The following is an 18777-nucleotide window of genomic DNA, read 5'->3' on the forward strand; positions in this document are numbered from 1 at the left end:
CGCCGGGTTCTCCGGCGCCTTTCGACTTGAACAGGAGTGCTTGTCATGTTGCGCCTCACCACCGCTTTGCCCCTGCTGCTGTCCATCGCCCTGCTGGCCTCGGCGGTGCAGGCCGCGCCCAGCGTCTACCCCACCGGCGTCACTCGCTACGACCCGGCCAGGGCCTATAACCAGTACGTGATCTTCAGTGGTGCCGATAAGCAGACCCACCTGATCGACATGAACGGCAACGAAGTGAAGAACTGGCCCCAGGCCGGTTTCCCCTCGGCCATCATCGACCCGCAACTGGTGGGCGGCGAGCGTGGCCGGGTGCTGTTGCAGCTCAAGGACAAGGAGCCCGGGCCCCTGGGTTCGGCGGGCAACGGCCTGGGCAACCAGAGCGTCGGCGAGCTGGACTGGAACGGCAAGCTGGTCTGGCAGTGGGGCGACCAGGCCCCGGGCGGTGCGGCCCAGCAGCATCATGACCAGCGCCGGCTGAGCAACGGCAACACCCTGGTGCTGGCCAACAAGGTGCACAAGGTGGCGGGGTTCAAGGTGCCCCAGGTGATCGACGACGCGATCTATGAAGTCAGCCCCGAGGGCCAGGTCAAATGGCAGTGGCTGGCCTCCGAACACCTCAAGGAATTCGGCTTTACCCCGGCGCAACTGAAGCTGGTGTACGGCACCGACAACCCGGACTACCTGCACATCAACAACCTCAGCGTGGTGGGCCCCAACCAGTGGTTCGACGCTGGTGATAAACGCTTCGCCCCGGACAACCTGCTGATCGACTCGCGCAACGCCAACTTCATCGCCATCCTCGACAAGCACAGCGGCAAGGTGGTCTGGCACCTGGGGCCGAACCTGTCGCCGATCAACCCGAAGACCGCCGCCAAGGTGCCGCGCCCGGTGGACCAGTTCGTCGGCCAGCATGACGCCCACATCATTCCCGCCGGCTTGCCAGGGGCCGGGCATCTGCTGGTGTTCGACAACCAGGGCACCGCCGGTTACCCCTCGGTGCCCCTGGGGCTGATCGCCGGCTCCCGGGTGCTGGAGATCGACCCGATCAAGAACCAGATCGTCTGGCAGTACAGCGCCGCCAGTTCCCGGCAGCCGGGCTGGGCTTTCTACAGCTCGTTCATCAGCAGTGCGCGGCGCCTGCCCAACGGCAATACCCTGATCGATGAAGGCATGAACGGGCGCTTCTTCCAGGTGACGGCCGGCGGTGAAATCGTCTGGGAATACGTCAGCCCCTATCTGGGCAAGGCACCGGGCAGCGAGGCCATCAGCAACTGGGTGTACCGGGCTCTGCCGGTGAGTTACGACTGGGTGCCCCAGGGCACGCCACGTTCGGAAACGGCAGTGAGCGTGCCGGGCTCGGGGCTCAAACAGGCGGGGATTTGAGCAGGTTCCCGGGGGCGGGCGGCCTCGCCACAAATCAGGTGCGGGAGCAGCCCTGGGGATGGCTTCAGAAGTAGAAAAACAGGCCGGTGTCGCGTTCCAGGGCCAGTCGATTCAAGGCGATCAGCTTGGGGAGCAGTTTGTCTTGCGCCGTAGCGGCCCGGGTCAGGATCGACAGGGCCGTGGCCAGGGCGGCCTGGCCCTGGATCGAGGCGTCCTCGTAGTCATCGATCAGGGTGCCCAGGGCACGGTTCAAGCTGGGCAGCAGGTCGCTGCGGGACAGGGTTGCCCACTGCTCCGGGGACAGGGCCAGTTCTTCCAGGTCGCCCGGCAGGCACTGGTCCAGGTCCAGGCGTTGCTGGGCGTCTTTGCTGGTGGGCACGACTATCCACTTCATGGCTGCCACAGCTCGACAAAGGCCTTGAAATCGGCGGCCACCGGGTAACGGCTGGCGCTCTCGGGATCGAAGATTTCCACCGCCACGGCCGAGCTGTTGAAGTCCAGGCAGATCAGCAGGCCGCCGGCATCCCGGGCAATCGGCAGGCAGCCTGCGGCGAGCCCCGGCACACGGCCAGGGCTGGCGTACCAGAGCAGGGTCCAGGGCTGGCTGCTCAGGCCGAATTCGAAGAACTCGCTGATGCAGGTGTAGCCGCCGTCATAGGCGAAGCCGCCGATCCCCGGCGTGGCGGCCTCGGCGTACTGCACCAGCTCCAGGTACAGCGACGGAAACTCGACGCCGAGGCGATGCTGCACCTGGGCGATCAGCTGTTCGTCCACGATAGATCCGGGTTCTATTTCCCAGGCATTCCAATCCAGGGTCATGCTCGACATGCGCCTTGTCGTTGAGGGACCGCGCCCGCCCGATGGAGGATCGGGCGGGCGTCGAGGGGCGATTGTAGGCGTGTCGCCCGGTGCGGGGTAGGCGCTTATTTGCAGCTATGGCCTTCGGGCAGGGTGACGGTGTATTTGCGCTGCACCCGGTTGCGGAAGTCCAGGTTGTCCAGGCTTTCCTGCACCAGGAAATCCTCGACCTTGGCGTCCTGGCAGTCCTCGTTATAGGACGAGGCCCGCAGCAGGAATACCGTGCGCCTGCTCTGCTCGTCCTTGGCCTTGATGTTGAAGGTACTGAGGGTGGTGTAGCCGGTGCGCTCCGAGGAACCCACCGGGCCCCAGGTGGTGGTCGGGGTGCTGTTGCACACCAGGTTCTTGTCTTTATGGGTGCTCTGCTTGCACACCGTCTTGGTGCTGCTGGGCACCTGGCCGTAGTCGGTGGCGGTGTAGCGGTAGCTGACCTTTTCGCTGCCCACGTCGAGGGTGAAGTTCATTCGGAACGGCGGATGGTTCTTGGGCAGCGACGTATCGGTGTAGACCTGCTTGAAACCCATGCCATGCAGGGCGGCGACCATGTCGCGCAGGTAGTAGCTGGCGTTGAGGCCGTGGGCATCGTTGGCTCCGTTGATGCTTACCAGCACCGGGGCCTGAGGGTCGAAGTAGTAGTCCGGGGCCGGAGTGGCGGCAATCGCCACTTCGAGTTTGTTGGCGCAGCCGGTCAAAAGACAGGCGAGCAAAAGCAGCGGGCAGAGCAGGTAGCGAGTCATGAATAAGCCAATGTGCAACGTGAGGAGTGGTAAGGCTTTAACGATCGGGACTCGGATCAAACAAACGCGGGGGTGTCACGCGGGCTCGGTGGCCTGATATTCCAGCAGGTCGCCGGGCTGGCAGTCGAGTGCGGCGCAGAGTTTGTCCAGGGTCTCGATTTTCATCCCCTTGACCTTGCCATTTTTCAGCAACGACAGATTGGCCTCGGTAATGCCCAGGATGGCGGCCAACTCTTTCGAGCGAATCTTGTTTTTAGCCATGACAACGTCAAGCCGAACGATAATGGTCATCTCATTGTTCTATATGTAGTGACTGTGCTCATCACTGAGGACTTTGGCGTCGCGCATGATAATGGAAAACGAGCAGAGCAAGATTCCTTTGACCACCTCGTAGGCCGCGTAGGACGAGAAGCCCGCGGAAATCTGCAGGATGCGCTGGCCGGGCGGCAGGTCGATGGACAGGGCCAGGCCTTGCAGGGTTTCCATCATCGGGAACGTGGCCGGGGCGACTATCCACAGCATGCCCACGCGCCAGAGGATGCGGATGTTGCGATCGCTCCAGGTTTCGCCACGGGACAGGCGCAGGAAGAACACGCCGGTCAGGTACAGGGCGAAGCTCGACAGCAGCAGTGGCAGGAAGTCGAGGATCACCAGCAGGGCGAAGCTCAGCGACGAGAGCTTGAAGTCCGCTTCCAGCAGGCGCGGCGAGTGTTCGGCGAATACGCCGAGCAGGGCGCCCAGGACCTGGTCCTTGCTGTAGATCCAGAGCCCGGCATTGCCGCCCAGCTCCACCACGCCCATGACCCAGGCCAGGATCGCGGCCAGCAGGCCGACCCGTCGTAAGCGGTACTGGGCCGAGCCGTTGATTTGGGAGTTCATGCGTTATTCCTTGCAAAACTTTGGGGGTGGCAAATTATTGATAAAAAATTATCGAATTACAATAATTTATTTTCAATAATCGTCACGACTCCAGGCCAGGAATCATGCTGTGGCGAGGGAGCTTGTTCCCGCTCGGGCGCGTAGTGGCCGTAAAACCTGAGGTTGGGGTCTTATTGGTGTACCTATCCATTGCTGCGGTCACGGCCACTTATGGTTTCGCTCTTGCAGCGAGTCACTTTGAAGCCCGGAATGCCGGCCAGCCCAAAGTAACCAAAGGCACCTGCCCCTCCACTCGGTGCCTCGCCTAGGCTCGGCCATCGTGTCTAAGGGGGCAGGAAGATCAAAAGCCAGAGCAAGATCAAAATCTGCCGGCGGCCTGCCTGCCGGCCTATCTCTGTCGTCCTCCACGTTTCCTGTAGCCGCTGCCGAGCCTGCGAGGCTGCGAAAGGGACTGCAGGGCCTTGCTTGGCGATCTCGCGCCGGTCCTCTGATGCCTGGCGGATCGCCGCGAGTTTCCACGAGCCACTCTGTGTGGTCGAATCAGTCGCGCTGCGGCTCCAGCAAGTCGAACGACAGGACCTTGATCTGCCGGTCGGCGCTATAGACGAACCCAACCCGCGCACCGGGATGCAGGTGCTCCGGCAGGCGGTAGCTCTCCCAGGCGTTGAGCGTGTATTGCCCATCTGCTGATGGCCTGCGCTCCCCCGATCGCAGGGGCGTACCCAGCAGGTTGCGGATGTCGGCGTGGGTCATGCTGCGCGAGAACGGGGCGGGCAGCTCGCCCCTGTAGAAGGAGCGCCCCTGTTCAAGGGGCATGAGCTCGATCAGCACCTTTTCCAGGGCCAGGCTGTCTTCCCAGAAGTCCAGCATCAGGCCGGGCTCGACGATCACGGTCAGCCAATCGAATTCGTCGTAGATCTTGTCCGTCGGGGTCTCGATGCGTTCTCCCCGGGCGATCAGTTCTTCATGGCTGAGCCCCAGGCTGCTTACCCAGCGGCCGATCGTTGCAGCGTCCATCGCTATTCCTGTGTCCTGAGTTGAGTGTGTGCCCGTTGTCGCGAGTGGCGTTGGCGGCCGATCTTAGCCGGTCGAGAAGGATAGTGGTGCTGTGGCGACATGAAGAACGCCGCCTGCCGTGCTGGCAGGCGGTGGGTTGGAGGGCCGGTGTCAGGCCGGTTGGGGCGCGGTATCGAGCTGGGCCCGGGCCTGATAGCTGGCGGGGCTGAAGATCCGGGTCAGGAACAGCATCGCCAGGACACCCACGATCAGCACCCACCAGGCGCTGACAAAGCTGCCGGTGACTTGCCGCAGCCAGCCGCTGAGCCATGGCGAGACGGCGTTGATCAGAAAGCCCACGCCCTGGACAAAAGCCGCCAGTTGCCCGGCTTCCCGAGGGTCGCGCCGGTGATCCAGGGTGAGGATCAGGCTCAGGGCAAAGCACGCTCCGAGGCCGAAGCCGATCAGCGCCACCCACAGGTGCGGGCTCTGCAAGGGCCACAGCACCAGCCCGAGAAAACCCGCGGCCTGGGCCGCGAGGCTGATGCCCAGCAGCGGGCGGCGGTCGCTGCTGCGCTGGGCCAGGGCCGGCATCAGCAGGGAGGCGCTGACTTGGAACAGGGTCATGAAGGCCAGCAGCGAACCGCTCTGGCTGGCGCTCCAGCCCATTTGCAGGTAGTAGGCCGGCAGCCAGGCGACCATGCTCATGTAGCCGCAGTTCACCAGGCCGAAATACAACGCCAGCAGCCAGGCGCGGCGGTTGTTCCAGAGCCCGGCCAGGGGAGCCGGGCTACCGTTGCGGCGGCCGGCGCCCAGGGGCAGGCAGGCCCAGAGCAGCAGCGCCGCCATGGCCGGTAGCAGCCAGACGCCAAGCCCCGCCTGCCAGTTGGCGAAGTGGCTGGCCACCTGCGGGCTGAGCAGGGCGGCAATGCCGCCACCGCCCATCAGCGAGGCCGAGTAGACGCCCATGGCCAGGGCCACCCGGTGCTGGAACTGGCGCTTGATCAACGCCGGCACCAGGGCCTGGATCAAGGCCACCCCGGCGCCGCCGAGCAGGGCGGTGGCGAGCAAGGCCGCGGCCTGGCCGAAGAACAGCCGCACCAGGCAGGCCAGCAGCACCAGCAGCAAGCCCAGGGAAACGCCCCGACGCTCGCCCAGGCGGGCTTCGATGCGTACACCGAGCAAGGCCACCAGGCCCATGCAGATCACCGGCAGGCTGGTGAGCCAGGCGCTGCTCTGGAAGCTCATGCCGGTGGCGCCGCGGATCTCGTTGAGCAGCGGGCTGACCGAGCTGAGGATGGGCCGCAGGTTCAGCCCCAGGCACACCAGCAGGGCCCAGCCGGCCCAGCGCTGGAAGGTGGATTCAGTTCGCTGCATGACGCTCCTGCCAATCCTGGTAGAGGGCGCTCATCGCTGCCTGGGGCAGGTGCAGCACCGGCAGGCGCTGGGCTTCCAGGGGCTTGCTCAGTTGCTGGTAGATGGCCGCGGTGGACAGGCCGAACGGCTCAGCTTGCTCATTGCTGGCAGCGAATACCGCGCGGGACACGCCGCACAGGTACATGGCGGCCAGGCACATGGGGCAGGGCTGGCCGCTGGCGTAGATCACGCAACCATCCAGGCGCGGGCCCAATTGCCTGCTGGCGGCGCGGATGGCCAGCATCTCGGCGTGGGCGGTGGGGTCCTGGCTGAGGTGGATTTCATTCACCGCCTCGGCCAGTACCCGGCCGTTGCGCACCAGCAATGCGCCGAACGGGCGGCCGCCCTGTTCGACATTGCGCCGGGCCAGTGCCACGGCCTGTTGCAGGTAGTGTTGATCGTCGTGCATGCAAGGTTCCTTCAAAAGAGGGGCGGGCTCAGGCAGCGCCGGCATCGCGCAGCAGCTTGGCGATGGCGCCCTGGCCACGGCGCTCGGCCTGTTGCAACGGGCTGAGGCCGGCACGGTCCGGCAGGTTCAGGTTGGCGCCGGCGGCAATCAGTTGGGCGACGATCTGTTGGTGCGCCGGGCCGCCGTCGGACAGCACTATGGCTTCCATCAGGCAGGTCCAGCCCAGGTGGTTGACGTGGTCCAGCTCGACGCCAGCCTCGATCAGCAGGCGCACGGTTTCCACGTGGCCGCGTTCGCAGGCCGGGATCAGCGCGGTGCCGCCGTAGCGGTTGGTGCTCTTGAGGTCGGCGCCGTGGGCCAGGGTCAGCGTGAGGATTTCGTTGTGACCGCTGGCGCCGGCCAGCAGGTAGGGGCTGTCCTGGATCAGGTTCTTGCGGTTGACGTCGGCCCCGGCCTCGATCAGCGCCCGGGCGATGTCGATGCGGTTGTCCCGGGTGGCCACCAGTAGCGGGCTGCTGCCGTCCAGGCCACGGCCATCGAGCGCCGCGCCTTGCTCAAGCAACTGTTGCACCTGTTGCAGTTGCCCCTTGCGTACCGCTTCCAGCAACGCGCCATCGCTGGCCATGACCACCCCCGCAGTGAACAGGCCGGCGGCGATCAGGCCGCGTTTGAGAAAACGCTTGAGTTGCATGAGAACCTCCCGTTCCGGCTGATGAAAGGGAAGTATGGTGACGGCCCTGGGTATTCTGAAATTAAATATAATCATGCCAACCAGTGGCAGTCAGGATGGTAGGTCAACATGTTGGATCCGGTGTTGTTACGCAGTTTTGTCGCGGTCGCCGACAGCCAGAACTTCACCCGCGCCGCCGAGCGCCTGCACCTCACCCAGTCCACTGTGAGCCAGCAGGTGCGGCGCCTGGAAGAGAGCCTGGGCTGCCAGTTGCTGGACCGTGACCAGCGCCGGGTGGTGGCCACGGTGGAGGGCGAGCGGCTGCTGGCCTACGCCCGGCGCATCCTGGCGCTGCATGAAGAGGCCAGCGATATGCTGGTCAACCAGCGCGGCGAAGAAGTCCTGCGCCTCGGGGTGCCGGAAGATTTCGCCGCCGAGCGCCTGATGCCCATGCTCTCGCGCTTTGGCCTGGACTACCCGGCGGTGCGCCTGGAGGTCAGCAGCGGCCTGGGCCCTGAGCTGTTGCGCCAGTACCGGCGGGGTGAGTTCGACCTGCTGCTGGTCAAGCAGATGGGCCACAGCGATGACTGCGTGGACTCCTGGCCCGAGCCGCTGTGCTGGGTCGATAGCGTTCGCCAGCCCGCCTTTGGCCGCGATCCGTTGCCTTTGGTGGCGTTCCCGGTGGGCGGCCTGTACCGCCAGGAAATGCTCCATCACCTGGAGGTCGGAGGCTGGCCGTGGCGCATCGCCTATTCCAGCGCCAGCCTGGCCAGCGTCTGTTCGGCGGTGGCGGCGGGCCTGGGCATCAGCCTGTTGCCGGTACGGGTGCTGGGCAAGGGGCATCGCGTGCTCGACGCCGACAGCGGTTTGCCGGACATCCAGGGCGTGCGCCTGGCGTTGTACGCCGGCAGTGGCTTGAGCCGGGCCGGCAAGGAGCTACAGGAACAGTTGCGGGCAGTGGCAAGCGTCAAGCCGCAAGTGGCCAGGCGATGACTGTCTGCTGGTTGGCCAGGTTCGTCTGCACCAGGGCTGTACAGGCCGATCATCCGGGGGGCGAGTTGCGGAACAGCTTCGTCTAGCCGTCGCGCGTTCGATAACAGGCGGCCGCCGGGATCTCGTCGCCTCATGCCGGTAGCACAGTGCCCCAGCGGCCCTGGAATGCCCCTTCACAAGATTGTTCAGCAGCGCAAGGGCTGATCTTGAGGGGGCGCTGCTGCTTGGAGAGCTGTTCCATCCCCCGCCAAGCGTCTTGTTTCGATGCTTTGCAGGAATATTTTCGATGCCCGCAAGGCATGGTGTTTTTCCCTCTTGGCTGCAGCCCTTGAACCACGGGGCCTGGGGCTTTTTCGCGAAATCATGTATTCGATTTCGATCTATCTATAACTTGAAAGATTACTTTAAGAGATAAGCACGGGGCACTGATCATTGACCCCGCGGCACCGTTGCGTGGGGGCAGTTCAAACGCCGGTGCCGGGTTTTTCAAAAGATCGTAGGGAGTGAATCCATGGGCAATGTCCAGACCGCCGCCAGTGCACACGAGGTGCTGTGGCGCCAGGCACCGAGCGGCGAGTTGGTCGACCTCGGCCGGCCTCACCGCTTGCCGCTGGGCCAATTGCGTTTGCAACGCACGCCCAAGGGGATATTGCGTCGCCGTGAGGCCATCATCCTCGGCGCCGCGGCCCTGGTACTGCACGCGGCAGTGATCTACTGGCTGAGCCAGAAGCCGACCCCGGTGCTGCCGATCGTACCGCCGGAAATCCCGCCCATGACCATCGAGTTCTCGCGCCCGGCGCCGCCGGTGGTCGAGCCCCCACCGCCACAGCCGGTACAGCCGGTGGTGGAGCCGCCACCGCCAGTGGAGGACGAGCTGGCCGTGAAGCCGCCACCGCCCAAGCCGGTGCCCAAACCCAAACCCAAGCCGGTGCCCAAGCCCGAGCCGAAACCTGCGCCCAAACCGGTGCAGCAGACTCCGGCGCCGCCACAGCCCGCGGCCCCGGTAGCCGCTCCGGCTCCGCCCGCGCCACCGGTCCCGGCGCCCGTGACCCCGGCTTCGGCGAATGCCGCGTACTTGAAGAACCCGGCGCCGGAATATCCGTCGCTGGCCCAGCGTCGCGGTTGGGAAGGCACGGTGCTGCTGCGGGTGCATGTACTGGCCAGCGGCAAGCCGGGCGAGATCCAGATCCAGAAGAGCAGTGGTCGCCAGCAACTCGATGACGCCGCCCTGGCCGCGGTCAAGCGCTGGAGTTTCGTCCCTGCCAAGCAGGGCGACGTGGCCCAGGACGGCTGGGTCAGCGTACCCATAGATTTCAAGATTCATTGAGCCGCAAGGCCGATCAACCAACACGCGCTAAACGCTTACACAGAGGGAATACATCATGACGTTACTGGCATCTCCACTGGAATCCATCGAAAGCGCGGTGATCTGGCTGTTGGTGGTCTTCTCCGTCGCCACTTGGGGCCTGGCCCTGGTCAAGGGCGTGCAGTTCGCCCGCCTCAAGTCCCAGGATCGCAAGTTCCACAATCAGTTCTGGGCAGCGTCCAGCCTCGACTCCGCTGCCTCGTTGAGTGAAACCCAGCCCGGCGCGGCGGCCCGGGTGGCCCAGGCCGGCTATGCGGCGATCCAGGTTGGCGAAGCGCCCCACGCGGCGGACCTGAGCCAGGCAATCAACCACCAGGACCGTCTCGAACGTGCCCTGCGCCAGCAGATCGTGCGTGAGCGTCGTTCCCTGGAAACCGGCCTGGCGGTGGTTGCCAGTATCGGCAGCACCTCGCCCTTCATCGGCCTGTTCGGCACCGTGTGGGGGATCATGGAAGCCTTGAAAGGCATCAGCGCTGCTGGTTCGGCGAGCCTGGAAACCGTGGCCGGTCCCATTGGCGCAGCCCTGGTGGCGACGGGGGTGGGGATCGCCGTCGCAGTGCCGGCGGTGCTGGTCTACAACTACTTCCTGCGGCGCCTGAAGCTCACGGCCGCGGACCTGGACGACTTCGCCCACGACTTCTACAGCCTGGCGCAGAAGAACTCCTTCCGCGTGCTGATCCACCCGAGCGTGCACAAGGCCGCGGCCCAGGGCAGCCCGCAAAAAGTGAAGGAGGCGTCCTGACATGGCCTTTTCCACCCAAGACAGCGATGAAGTGCTGAGCGAGATCAACGTCACGCCGCTGGTGGACGTGATGCTGGTGCTGCTGGTGGTGTTCATCGTCACCGCGCCGCTGCTGACCAACGCCATTCCGATCAACCTGCCCAAGACCGAGGCCGTGGCCCCGGTGGAGCAGAAAGACCCGCTGGTGGTGAGCATCGACGGTGCCGGCAAACTCTTTATCAACAAGGACGAGATCCAGCCGGACCTGCTGGAAACCAACTTGCAAGCGGCCAAGGCCAAGGACCCGCAAGTGCGGGTCCAGCTGCAGGCCGACGATGGCGTCAACTACGGCGAAGTGGCCCGAGCCATGGCGTCCATCGAGCGTGCGGGCATCACCAAACTGTCGGTGATTACCGCGCGCTGAGACCGAGCAACAACGCCACGACTTTTCAGGCCGTCTCCTTGGCAGGGTGCGGCCTTTTTTTTGCCTGGCGAAAAAGCCCCCGCAAGAACACCACCGTAATCGCGCCAGCCGTAGGCGCTGGCTTGCCAGCAAAGGCGTCCTTGAGCACGGTGCAAGGCTTGCGGGCCCCTTCGCCGGCAAGCCGGCTCCTACAAGAACACCGCCGTAATCGCGCCAGATGTAGGCGCTGGCTTGCCAGCGAAGACGTCCTTGAGTGCGGTGCAAGGCTTGCGGGCCGTTTCGCCGGCAAGCCGGCTCCTATGGAGGCCGGGGGAAGTTTTATATTCGTTTAAGGTATTAATAAATAGCTTCTTATTCCTTAACGAATATAAATCCCCTCCCTATACTCGTCCGGGAACAGACACGCAGCAGGAGAGTTCCCCATGCGCAACGAATCCATTCGCTACTTGATTGTGCCGGGCTGGCAAGGATCGCCAGAAGATCATTGGCAAACCCACTGGCAGAACAGCCTGCCCAACAGCGCGCGGGTGGAGCAGGCCGACTGGCTGACGCCGCGCCGCGAAGATTGGGTGGCGGCCCTGGCCGAGGCCATTGCCGCCGACGACACTCCGGTGATCCTGATTGCCCACAGCCTGGGTTGCATTACCGTGGCTCATTGGGCCGCGCGCGCGCCCGTAGCGGCCCTGCGCCAGGTGCGCGGTGCGTTGCTGGTGGCCCCGGCGGACGTCGAGCGCCCGGCCTGTGCCCCGGCGCTGCGCAATTTCGCGCCGATCCCCCGGCACCTGCTGCCGTTCCCCAGCCAAGTGGTCAGCTCGGATAACGACAGTGCCGTGAGCGCGCCGCGGGCCCTGGAGCTGGCCCGTGACTGGGGCGCCGAAGCCGGGATCCTGGCCGGCGCCGGCCATATCAACGTCAAGTCCGGCCACCATCGCTGGGAGCAGGGTTTCGCCTATCTGTATCGCTTGCAGAACCGCATGGAACAACACGCCCTGCGTCGTGCCTGATCGTCCTTTTTTCGTTTAAACGCCCCGTCCCCCGGCGGTCTGGGGCGGGAGCCTGCCATGAGTGCCCATACCCCATTCGGTCAGCCGTTGCTGACCTTCCCCGATGCCGAGAAAAGCCCCCTGAGCATCCGCGCCAAGGCGCTGGTGTTCGTCGACCCGCGCTCGCGGCAGTTGCGCGAAGAGCTGGAGCAACTGGCGCCGCGTTCGGTTTCGGTACTGATCCGTGGCGAAACCGGCACCGGCAAGGAACTGCTGGCCCGGCACATCCACCGTGCCAGCGATCGCAGTGGCCTGTTCGTCTCGGTGAACTGCGGCGCCATCAGCCCGACCTACGCCGACGCCGAACTGTTCGGTTATGCCGCCGGCAGTTTCAGCGGTTCGGCCAGCAGCCGCGCCGGCTGGTTCGGCTCGGCCAACGGCGGGACCCTGTACCTGGATGAAATCGGCGACCTGCCGCTGCCGATCCAGACCAAGCTGCTGGCCGCCCTGGAGAACCACGAAGTGACCCGGGTTGGCGCCCAGCAACCGAGCCCGGTAGACGTGCGCCTGGTGGCGGCCACCAGCATCGACCTGGCCCAGGCGGTGGCGGCGGGCAAGTTTCACGAGCGCCTGTACCGCTACCTCAGAGAGGGCCAGCTGGAATTGCCGGCGCTGCGCGAGCGGGTCGGGGATATCGAATCCCTGGCCGAGTACTTCCTGGGGATCTACAGCCAGCGCCTGGACCTGCCGGTGCCGCTGATCAGCGAAGCCGCGCAGCAGGCCCTGAATCGCCACAGCTGGCCGGGCAACACCCGGGAGCTGGAGAACGTCATTCACTTTGCGCTGCTGGTCAGCAGCGGCGAGGAAATTCTTCCCGAGCACCTCAACCTGCCGCCGACGCCCTCGCCGCTGGAGCAGATCCAGCAGTTGTTGCAGCAGATCGCCGAGATCGGATCCGCTGTCGAGCGCCAGGCGCTGCACCAGTTGCTGCAACGCACCGCCCTGACCTGAAACCCCGGCCACCGTAGGAGCTGGCTTGCCAGCGAAGGCGTGCACAAGGGCGATGCAAGGCCTGAGGGCCTCTTCGCCGGCAAGCCGGCTACTACCAAGGCTGGCCTGGCAGGTGGGAAATCGCAGGCTAGAGCGCCGGGAGGCTGTATGAACAAAATGGAATATGAACGTGAATAAAAGATATTGTTCGGGAATAAAAAATCTCGGTATTGTCCGCCTCACGCCAGCAGTGGCACTTCACTGGCACCTCAATCAGTTCCCTATTTGAAGCCGTCGTCGACCTCGACACCTAAGGACCTTGCATGAAAAAAGTTCTGTTGTTCACCGCACTGGCGGCAGCCCTGAGCGCAGGTATCGCCCAGGCTGGCGAGAAGCTGGTGGTCGCTGCGACCCCGGTGCCCCACGCCGAGATCCTCGAGCTGATCAAGCCGACCCTGGCCAAGGAAGGCGTGGACCTGGAGATCAAGGTCTTCACCGACTACGTGCAGCCCAACGTGCAGGTCGACCAGAAGCGCCTGGACGCCAACTACTTCCAGACCCTGCCCTACCTGAAAAGCTTCAACGAAGGCAAAGGCACCCACCTGGAAACCGTGATCGGCGTGCACGTCGAACCTTTCGGCGGTTACTCGAAGAAGGTCAAGACCCTGGCCGAGCTGAAAGATGGCGCAACCATCGCCATCCCCAACGAAGGCAGCAACAGTGGCCGCGCCCTGATCCTGCTGCAGAAGGCCGGCCTGATCGAGCTCAAGGACCCGAAGAACGCCGTGGCCACGCCCAAGGACATCGCCAAGAACCCGCACAACTTCAAGTTCAAGGAACTTGAGTCGGCCATGCTGCCGCGGGTCCTGGACCAGGTTGACCTGGACATGATCAACACCAACTACGCCCTGGAAGCCGGCCTGAACCCGGCGAAGGATGCGCTGATCATCGAAGGTTCCGATTCGCCTTACGTGAACTACCTGGTGGCCCGCCCGGACAACAAGGACAGCCCGGCCATACAGAAGTTGGCCAAGGCCCTGACCAGCCCGGAAGTCAAAGCCTTCATCGAGAAAAAATACAGCGGCGCAGTACTGCCGGCGTTCTGATGAACTAGGCTACTGACGCGACAAACCCCTTCAAGGTTTAAACGCCGACGGCTAGCGCAGCGTCGGCGTTTTTTATTGCGCCGGAAAAAACCGTAGGAGCCGGCGCCTACACAGGGGCGTTTTTGGCAGTGGGCTGGGTGGCCCGGCGCAGGGCCGCCAGCCATTTCATCAGTTCATGGGGGTCCAGGGGTTGCGGGGTCTTTGCATCGGCCATGGTGGTCGTCCTTGAGAAGTGCAGCGTCCAGTGGGGCTGTTCGAGCGCGAAAGAACCCGGCAGGCCCGGCAGAGAAGGTAGTAGCTGGGCGCCAGCCCGGCAAATCCGCGGGTTAGGTTTTTGGGTGATATCAATATGCCTTAACGGTATTTAAATTCTGCTTTTTATAGCTATAAAGTCGCGGCAGCCGGGCGGTTACCCATCGCCCCATGGACTGCACCACCGCCGCTGTATCCCAGCGGCGTCCAGGACTTTCAATGACCCTCGACTACGCCTTTATCCTCAGCACCCTGCCGGCCTTTCTCAAAGCCGTTGGGGTAACCCTGCAGGTCGGCCTGATCGCCATCGGCACTTCCCTGCTGGTGGCCCTGATCAACGCCACGCTCCTGGTATTTCGCACCCCTTACCTGCACCGGCTGATCGGCCTGTACGTGGAACTGGCGCGCAATACACCGCTGTTGATCCAGCTGTTCTTCGTCTACTTCGCCTTGCCGGCCCTGGGGATCAAGGTCTCGGGTTTTGCCGCGGCGATCATCACCATGACCTTCCTCGGTGGCGCCTACCTCACCGAAGTGCTGCGGGCCGGGGTGGAAGCCGTGCCCCAGGCGCAGTTGGAGTCGGGGCGTTCCATCGGCCTGTCGCAGTGGCAGTTGCTGCGCTACGTGATCCTGCCACAGGCCGGGATCCTCAGCCTGCCATCGCTGTTCGCCAATTTCATTTTCCTGCTCAAGGAAACCACCGTGGTCTCGGCGGTGGCGGTGCCGGAAATTCTCTACACCACCAAGAGCTACATCGCCCTGTACTACAAGACCTACGAAATGCTCGCGGTGCTGACGCTGATCTGCGTGCTGTTGTTCCTGCCCCTGTCGCTGTTGCTCAGCCGTCTGGAAAGGAGGTTGCAGCATGGCCAGTTCGGGTCTTGAGCTGTTGCTGGTGTCCCTGCCGCAACTGGCCAGGGGCGCTGCGCAGACCTTGTCGATTTCCTTGCTGAGCATTGCCTTCAGCACCCTGGGCGGCGTGCTCTATGGCGTGCTGCGCAGCCTGCAGCGCAAGGTGCTGGACGTGCCGCTGCGGATCTACCTGGAGCTGTTCCGGGCGATTCCGGTGCTGGTCTGGCTGTACCTGCTGTTCTTCGGTTTTCCGATCTTCTTCGGCATTAGCATTCCCAGCTTCACCTGCGCGGTGCTGGTGCTGTCGCTGTGGGGCGCCAGCGAGGTCGGCGAGGTGGTGCGCGGGGCGCTGCAGTCCCTGCCTCGAGGCCAGCGTGAGGCAGGGCTGTCCATCGGCCTTTCCGGTACCCAGTTGTACGGCTACGTGTTGCTGCCCCAGGCGCTGAAACGCATGACGCCACCGACCATCAACGTTTACACGCGGATCATCAAGACCAGTTCCCTGGCGGTGCTGATCGGCGTGGTGGACGTGATCAAGGTCGGCCAGCAGATCATCGAGCGCACCTACGAATCGGTGCTGATCTACGGCGTGCTGTTCCTGTTTTTCTTCTTTATCTGCTACCCGTTGTCGGCCGCCTCCCGCGTGCTGGAACGGCGCTGGACGCAAGCATGAGCGCATTGATCGAGTTCCAGGGTTTCAACAAGTTCTTCGGCTCGCAGCAGGTGCTCAAGGAGGTCGACCTCTGCGTGGCGGCGGGCGAGGTGATCGTCATCCTCGGCCCCAGCGGCTGCGGCAAGAGCACCCTGTTGCGCTGCCTCAACGGCCTGGAAACCGCCCACAGCGGCCACCTGCGTTTTGCCGGGCGCGAACTGCTGAGCCCCGCCACCGACTGGCGCCAGGTGCGCCAGCAGATCGGCATGGTGTTCCAGAGCTATCACCTGTTTCCCCACATGAACGTGCTGGACAACATCCTCCTGGGGCCGCTCAAGGTACAGAAGCGCGAGCCCCGGGAAGCCCGGGCCCAGGCCGAGGCGCTGCTGGAACGAGTGGGCCTGCTGGACAAGCGCGAGGCCTTTCCCCGGCAGCTTTCCGGCGGCCAGCAGCAACGCATCGCCATCGTCCGTTCGTTGTGCATGAACCCCCAGGTGATGCTGTTCGACGAGGTCACCGCGGCGCTGGACCCGGAGATGGTCAAGGAAGTGCTGCAAGTGATCCAGGGCCTGGCCCGCGACGGCATGACCCTGTTGATTGTCACCCATGAAATGGCCTTCGCCCGGGCCGTGGCCGACCGTGTCGTGTTCATGGACGGCGGGCGCATCGTGGAACAGAACACCCCCGAGGCTTTCTTCACGAACCCGCAGAGCGCACGCGCGCAGCAGTTCCTGGAGAAGTTCTCCTTCGTTGAAGCACTGCCCAAGAAAGCCCCTAAAAAGGAACTGGAGCTCTTATGAAAACTGCCAAGTCTTCGCTGTTGTTACTGCCGCTGTTCGGTCTGGCCCTGCTGGCCGGCTGCGATAAATCCAATGATGCACCCAAGCCTGCGGCCACCGCTGCCAGCGCCGCGCCGGCGGCCGGCTACCTGGACAAGATCAAGGCCCGGGACAAGCTGATCGTCGGTGTATTCACCGACAAGCCGCCGTTCGGTTTCGTCGATGAAACCGGGCGCTACGTGGGCTTCGATACCGACATCGGCCGGCAATTCGCCAAGGACCTGTTGGGGGACGAGAACAAGGTTGAATTCGTCGCCGTGGAACCGGCCAGCCGCATTCCCTTCTTGCAGAGCGACAAGGTCGACCTGATCCTGGCCAACATGACCGTGACCCCGGAGCGCAAGGAAGCGGTGGAGTTCACCAACCCCAACCTCAAGGTGGCGGTCCAGGCCCTGGTGCCTGAAGGCAGTGCAGTGAAGAGCCTGGATGACCTGGCGAGCCGCACCACCATCGTCACCACCGGCACCACCGCGGACATCTGGCTGACCCAGAACCACCCGGACTGGAAACTGCTCAAGTTCGAGAAGAACACCGAGTCCCTGCAAGCCCTGGCCAACGGTCGCGGTGACGCCTATGCCCAGGACAACCTGATTCTGTTCAGTTGGTCCAAGCAGAACCCGGGCTACCGCGTATTGCCTCAGACCCTGGGCGAACAGGCGCCGATTGCCCCGGCGGTGAAGAAAGGCAACATCGAACTGCGGGACTGGGTGAATGCCGAACTGGCCAAACTGGGCGAAGAGAAATACCTGCTCAAGCTGTATGACCAGTACGTGCGCAAAGAGCTGAGCGACGACACCAAGCCTGAGAGCGTGATTGTCGAAGGCGGCAAATGGCAGGGCTGAGCCCTTCTCCCTCCGCGTAGGAGCTGGCTTGCCAGCGAAGGCGCCCGCGAGGGCGGTGCAGGGCTTGAGGGCCTCTTCGCCAGCAAGCTGGCTCCTACGGGGGGCATGGCAGTCGGGGCCGGCGGGGAGGGGTCAATCGGGCCAGTTCCACGCCGGTTCGTCCAGCATGCGCTGGCCGACGATGCCGGTCTGGCCCAGTTGTTTCTCCAGCACGATGCAGTTGCATTCGGGGTCTTGCTGCAAGGCTGCGATCAGCCGCCGGGCGTGGGACACCACCCACACCTGGCACTGCTGCGAGGCGCGAATGATCAGGCGCGCCAGGGCCGGCAACAGGTCCGGGTGCAGGCTGGTCTCCGGTTCGTTGAGCACCATCAGGGTCGGTGGTCGTGGGGTCAGCAGGGCCGCTACCAGCAACAGGTAGCGCAAGGTGCCGTCGGACAGTTCCGCGGCCGACAACGGTCGCAACAGGCCTTCCTGATAGAACTGCACCCCGAACAGCCCCCCCGGAACGGCATCGATCTCCAGCCGCGACTCCGGGAAGGCATCGCTGATGGTTTCGTGCAATGCCTGCTGATCGCCCACTTCGATGATGGTCTGCAACGCGGCGGCCAGGTCCCGGCCATCATGGTGCAGCACCGGGGTGCGGGTGCCCAGTTGTGGTCGGCGCGCGGGTGCCTGGCTGTCGGTGCGCAAGTGGTCATAAAAACGCCAGCCACGGATCTGCTCGCGCAGATGCAGGACCTCGGGTGATGAACTCAGGTTGCCCACCCGGTCGAACAGGCTGTCGCCGCTGCTCGTGTGCTGCGCCAGCACCTCCCATTGGCGGCCCGCACGGGCTCGTATCATCGGGCCCTGGCGGTCCACCAGGGCACTGGCCGAGCGGTACAGGGGCCCGCCCCAGATGCTCTCGCGCTTGATCCACGGGTCGAGAGTGAAGCGCGAGGCAATCGGCGAGCTGTGCCCGGGCAACATGAAATGGCCGCTGGAATCCGGCAGCCCCAGGCTGATCGCGTACCCGAAGTCCTCACCGGCAAAGCCCAGTTGCAGGCGTCTGGCGGCCTTGCGCGGCCCGCCCTGGATCGGCACCTCGCCCTGGCTCATGCGTCGGCTGATCTGTTCCGGCCCGGCCCAATACGTCGATTCCAGCCCGCCTTCCTTGGCCAGGGCGTTGACCACGCCGCCCTGGGCGGTCTCCGCCAGCAGGCGCAGGGCGCGGTACAGGTTGGACTTGCCGCTGCCGTTGGCGCCGGTGACCAGGTTCAGCCGACCCAGGGGAATTACCAGTTTGTTGATGGAGCGGTAGTTGGCCACCGCCAGGGTCTTGAGCATGCCGGGTCTCCTGTTGCGTGGTGCGCAGTGTGCCTGATTTGTGAAGCCGCAGCTTGCTTGCGGCGGCCCTCGAAACCGAC

22 protein-coding genes are annotated in these 18777 nt (G+C 64.3%); 12 read left to right on the top strand and 10 right to left on the bottom strand.

The window, feature by feature from the left end:
* The first annotated feature begins 45 nt into the window (after positions 1-45).
* The gene (locus tag KI242_RS01125) at positions 46-1383 is read left to right on the top strand and encodes an aryl-sulfate sulfotransferase (protein WP_212805843.1); all 1338 of its coding nucleotides are present in this window, start codon (positions 46-48) and stop codon (positions 1381-1383) included.
* 64 nt (positions 1384-1447) lie between these two features.
* On the opposite strand, the gene KI242_RS01130 is transcribed toward KI242_RS01125, so the two are convergent.
* The 9 genes from KI242_RS01130 to KI242_RS01170 all read right to left on the bottom strand — a co-directional run bounded on the left by KI242_RS01130 (position 1448) and on the right by KI242_RS01170 (position 7369).
* Positions 1448-1777: a hypothetical protein gene (locus KI242_RS01130; RefSeq protein WP_186355307.1), complete on the bottom strand. Its 330-nt coding sequence runs from the start codon at positions 1775-1777 to the stop codon at positions 1448-1450.
* Positions 1774-2211, bottom strand: coding sequence for an SMI1/KNR4 family protein (locus KI242_RS01135; RefSeq protein WP_212805844.1), 438 nt, complete (start codon positions 2209-2211; stop codon positions 1774-1776). Before KI242_RS01135 ends, KI242_RS01130 begins: the two co-directional genes overlap by 4 nt.
* 95 nt (positions 2212-2306) lie before the next feature.
* A complete protein-coding gene (locus KI242_RS01140; RefSeq protein ID WP_047335383.1) occupies positions 2307-2978 on the bottom strand; it encodes a hypothetical protein in 672 nt (223 codons plus the stop codon).
* Between the two features lie 75 nt (positions 2979-3053).
* Positions 3054-3269: a helix-turn-helix transcriptional regulator gene (locus KI242_RS01145; RefSeq protein WP_011058598.1), complete on the bottom strand. Its 216-nt coding sequence runs from the start codon at positions 3267-3269 to the stop codon at positions 3054-3056.
* Positions 3270-3278: 9 nt separating this feature from the next.
* The gene (locus KI242_RS01150) at positions 3279-3857 is read right to left on the bottom strand and encodes a hypothetical protein (RefSeq protein ID WP_015633727.1); all 579 of its coding nucleotides are present in this window, start codon (positions 3855-3857) and stop codon (positions 3279-3281) included.
* Between the two features lie 540 nt (positions 3858-4397).
* Complete coding sequence (locus tag KI242_RS01155; RefSeq protein ID WP_015633728.1) at positions 4398-4874, bottom strand: DUF6392 family protein; 477 nt, start codon at positions 4872-4874, stop codon at positions 4398-4400.
* 150 nt (positions 4875-5024) lie between these two features.
* Positions 5025-6230 (bottom strand): CynX/NimT family MFS transporter, encoded by a 1206-nt coding sequence (locus KI242_RS01160; protein WP_053155863.1) that lies wholly within the window; start codon positions 6228-6230, stop codon positions 5025-5027.
* Positions 6217-6678 (bottom strand): nucleoside deaminase, encoded by a 462-nt coding sequence (locus tag KI242_RS01165; RefSeq protein WP_015633729.1) that lies wholly within the window; start codon positions 6676-6678, stop codon positions 6217-6219. The genes KI242_RS01160 and KI242_RS01165 overlap by 14 nt, the downstream gene beginning before the upstream one ends.
* Before the next feature lie 28 nt (positions 6679-6706).
* Positions 6707-7369: an ankyrin repeat domain-containing protein gene (locus tag KI242_RS01170; RefSeq protein ID WP_019095363.1), complete on the bottom strand. Its 663-nt coding sequence runs from the start codon at positions 7367-7369 to the stop codon at positions 6707-6709.
* A 108-nt stretch (positions 7370-7477) separates the two neighbouring features.
* Here KI242_RS01170 and KI242_RS01175 point away from each other — a divergent pair, with 108 nt between their 5' ends.
* The 11 genes from KI242_RS01175 to KI242_RS01225 all read left to right on the top strand — a co-directional run bounded on the left by KI242_RS01175 (position 7478) and on the right by KI242_RS01225 (position 17368).
* Entirely contained in the window at positions 7478-8341 is an 864-nt protein-coding gene (locus KI242_RS01175) for a LysR substrate-binding domain-containing protein (protein WP_011058604.1), read from the top strand.
* Positions 8342-8852: 511 nt separating this feature from the next.
* Positions 8853-9668 carry an energy transducer TonB gene (locus tag KI242_RS01180; RefSeq protein ID WP_123431256.1) on the top strand — a complete coding sequence of 272 codons (816 nt, stop codon included), beginning with the start codon at positions 8853-8855 and terminating at the stop codon, positions 9666-9668.
* Positions 9669-9723: 55 nt separating this feature from the next.
* Positions 9724-10449 (top strand): MotA/TolQ/ExbB proton channel family protein, encoded by a 726-nt coding sequence (locus KI242_RS01185; protein WP_011058606.1) that lies wholly within the window; start codon positions 9724-9726, stop codon positions 10447-10449.
* 1 nt (position 10450) lies between these two features.
* Positions 10451-10852 carry a biopolymer transporter ExbD gene (locus KI242_RS01190; RefSeq protein ID WP_011058607.1) on the top strand — a complete coding sequence of 134 codons (402 nt, stop codon included), beginning with the start codon at positions 10451-10453 and terminating at the stop codon, positions 10850-10852.
* Between the two features lie 422 nt (positions 10853-11274).
* Entirely contained in the window at positions 11275-11856 is a 582-nt protein-coding gene (locus KI242_RS01195) for an alpha/beta hydrolase (RefSeq protein ID WP_011058608.1), read from the top strand.
* A 57-nt stretch (positions 11857-11913) separates the two neighbouring features.
* Entirely contained in the window at positions 11914-12846 is a 933-nt protein-coding gene (locus tag KI242_RS01200) for a sigma 54-interacting transcriptional regulator (protein ID WP_212805845.1), read from the top strand.
* Positions 12847-13148: 302 nt separating this feature from the next.
* Entirely contained in the window at positions 13149-13931 is a 783-nt protein-coding gene (locus KI242_RS01205; RefSeq protein WP_011058610.1) for a MetQ/NlpA family ABC transporter substrate-binding protein, read from the top strand.
* 471 nt (positions 13932-14402) lie between these two features.
* The gene (locus tag KI242_RS01210) at positions 14403-15068 is read left to right on the top strand and encodes an amino acid ABC transporter permease (RefSeq protein WP_212805846.1); all 666 of its coding nucleotides are present in this window, start codon (positions 14403-14405) and stop codon (positions 15066-15068) included.
* Complete coding sequence (locus KI242_RS01215) at positions 15049-15708, top strand: amino acid ABC transporter permease (protein WP_053148446.1); 660 nt, start codon at positions 15049-15051, stop codon at positions 15706-15708. The genes KI242_RS01210 and KI242_RS01215 overlap by 20 nt, the downstream gene beginning before the upstream one ends.
* Positions 15705-16487 carry an amino acid ABC transporter ATP-binding protein gene (locus tag KI242_RS01220; RefSeq protein ID WP_212805847.1) on the top strand — a complete coding sequence of 261 codons (783 nt, stop codon included), beginning with the start codon at positions 15705-15707 and terminating at the stop codon, positions 16485-16487. The genes KI242_RS01215 and KI242_RS01220 overlap by 4 nt, the downstream gene beginning before the upstream one ends.
* Positions 16484-17368: a transporter substrate-binding domain-containing protein gene (locus tag KI242_RS01225; protein WP_011058614.1), complete on the top strand. Its 885-nt coding sequence runs from the start codon at positions 16484-16486 to the stop codon at positions 17366-17368. Before KI242_RS01220 ends, KI242_RS01225 begins: the two co-directional genes overlap by 4 nt.
* A 132-nt stretch (positions 17369-17500) precedes the next feature.
* Here KI242_RS01225 and KI242_RS01230 read toward each other — a convergent pair whose 3' ends face one another.
* Positions 17501-18697: an AAA family ATPase gene (locus tag KI242_RS01230; RefSeq protein ID WP_011058615.1), complete on the bottom strand. Its 1197-nt coding sequence runs from the start codon at positions 18695-18697 to the stop codon at positions 17501-17503.
* Between the last annotated feature and the right edge of the window lie 80 nt (positions 18698-18777).

Origin of the sequence: Pseudomonas sp. Eqa60 (genome assembly GCF_018326405.1) — a bacterium.
GTDB classification, from domain to species: Bacteria; Pseudomonadota; Gammaproteobacteria; order Pseudomonadales; family Pseudomonadaceae; genus Aquipseudomonas; species Aquipseudomonas protegens.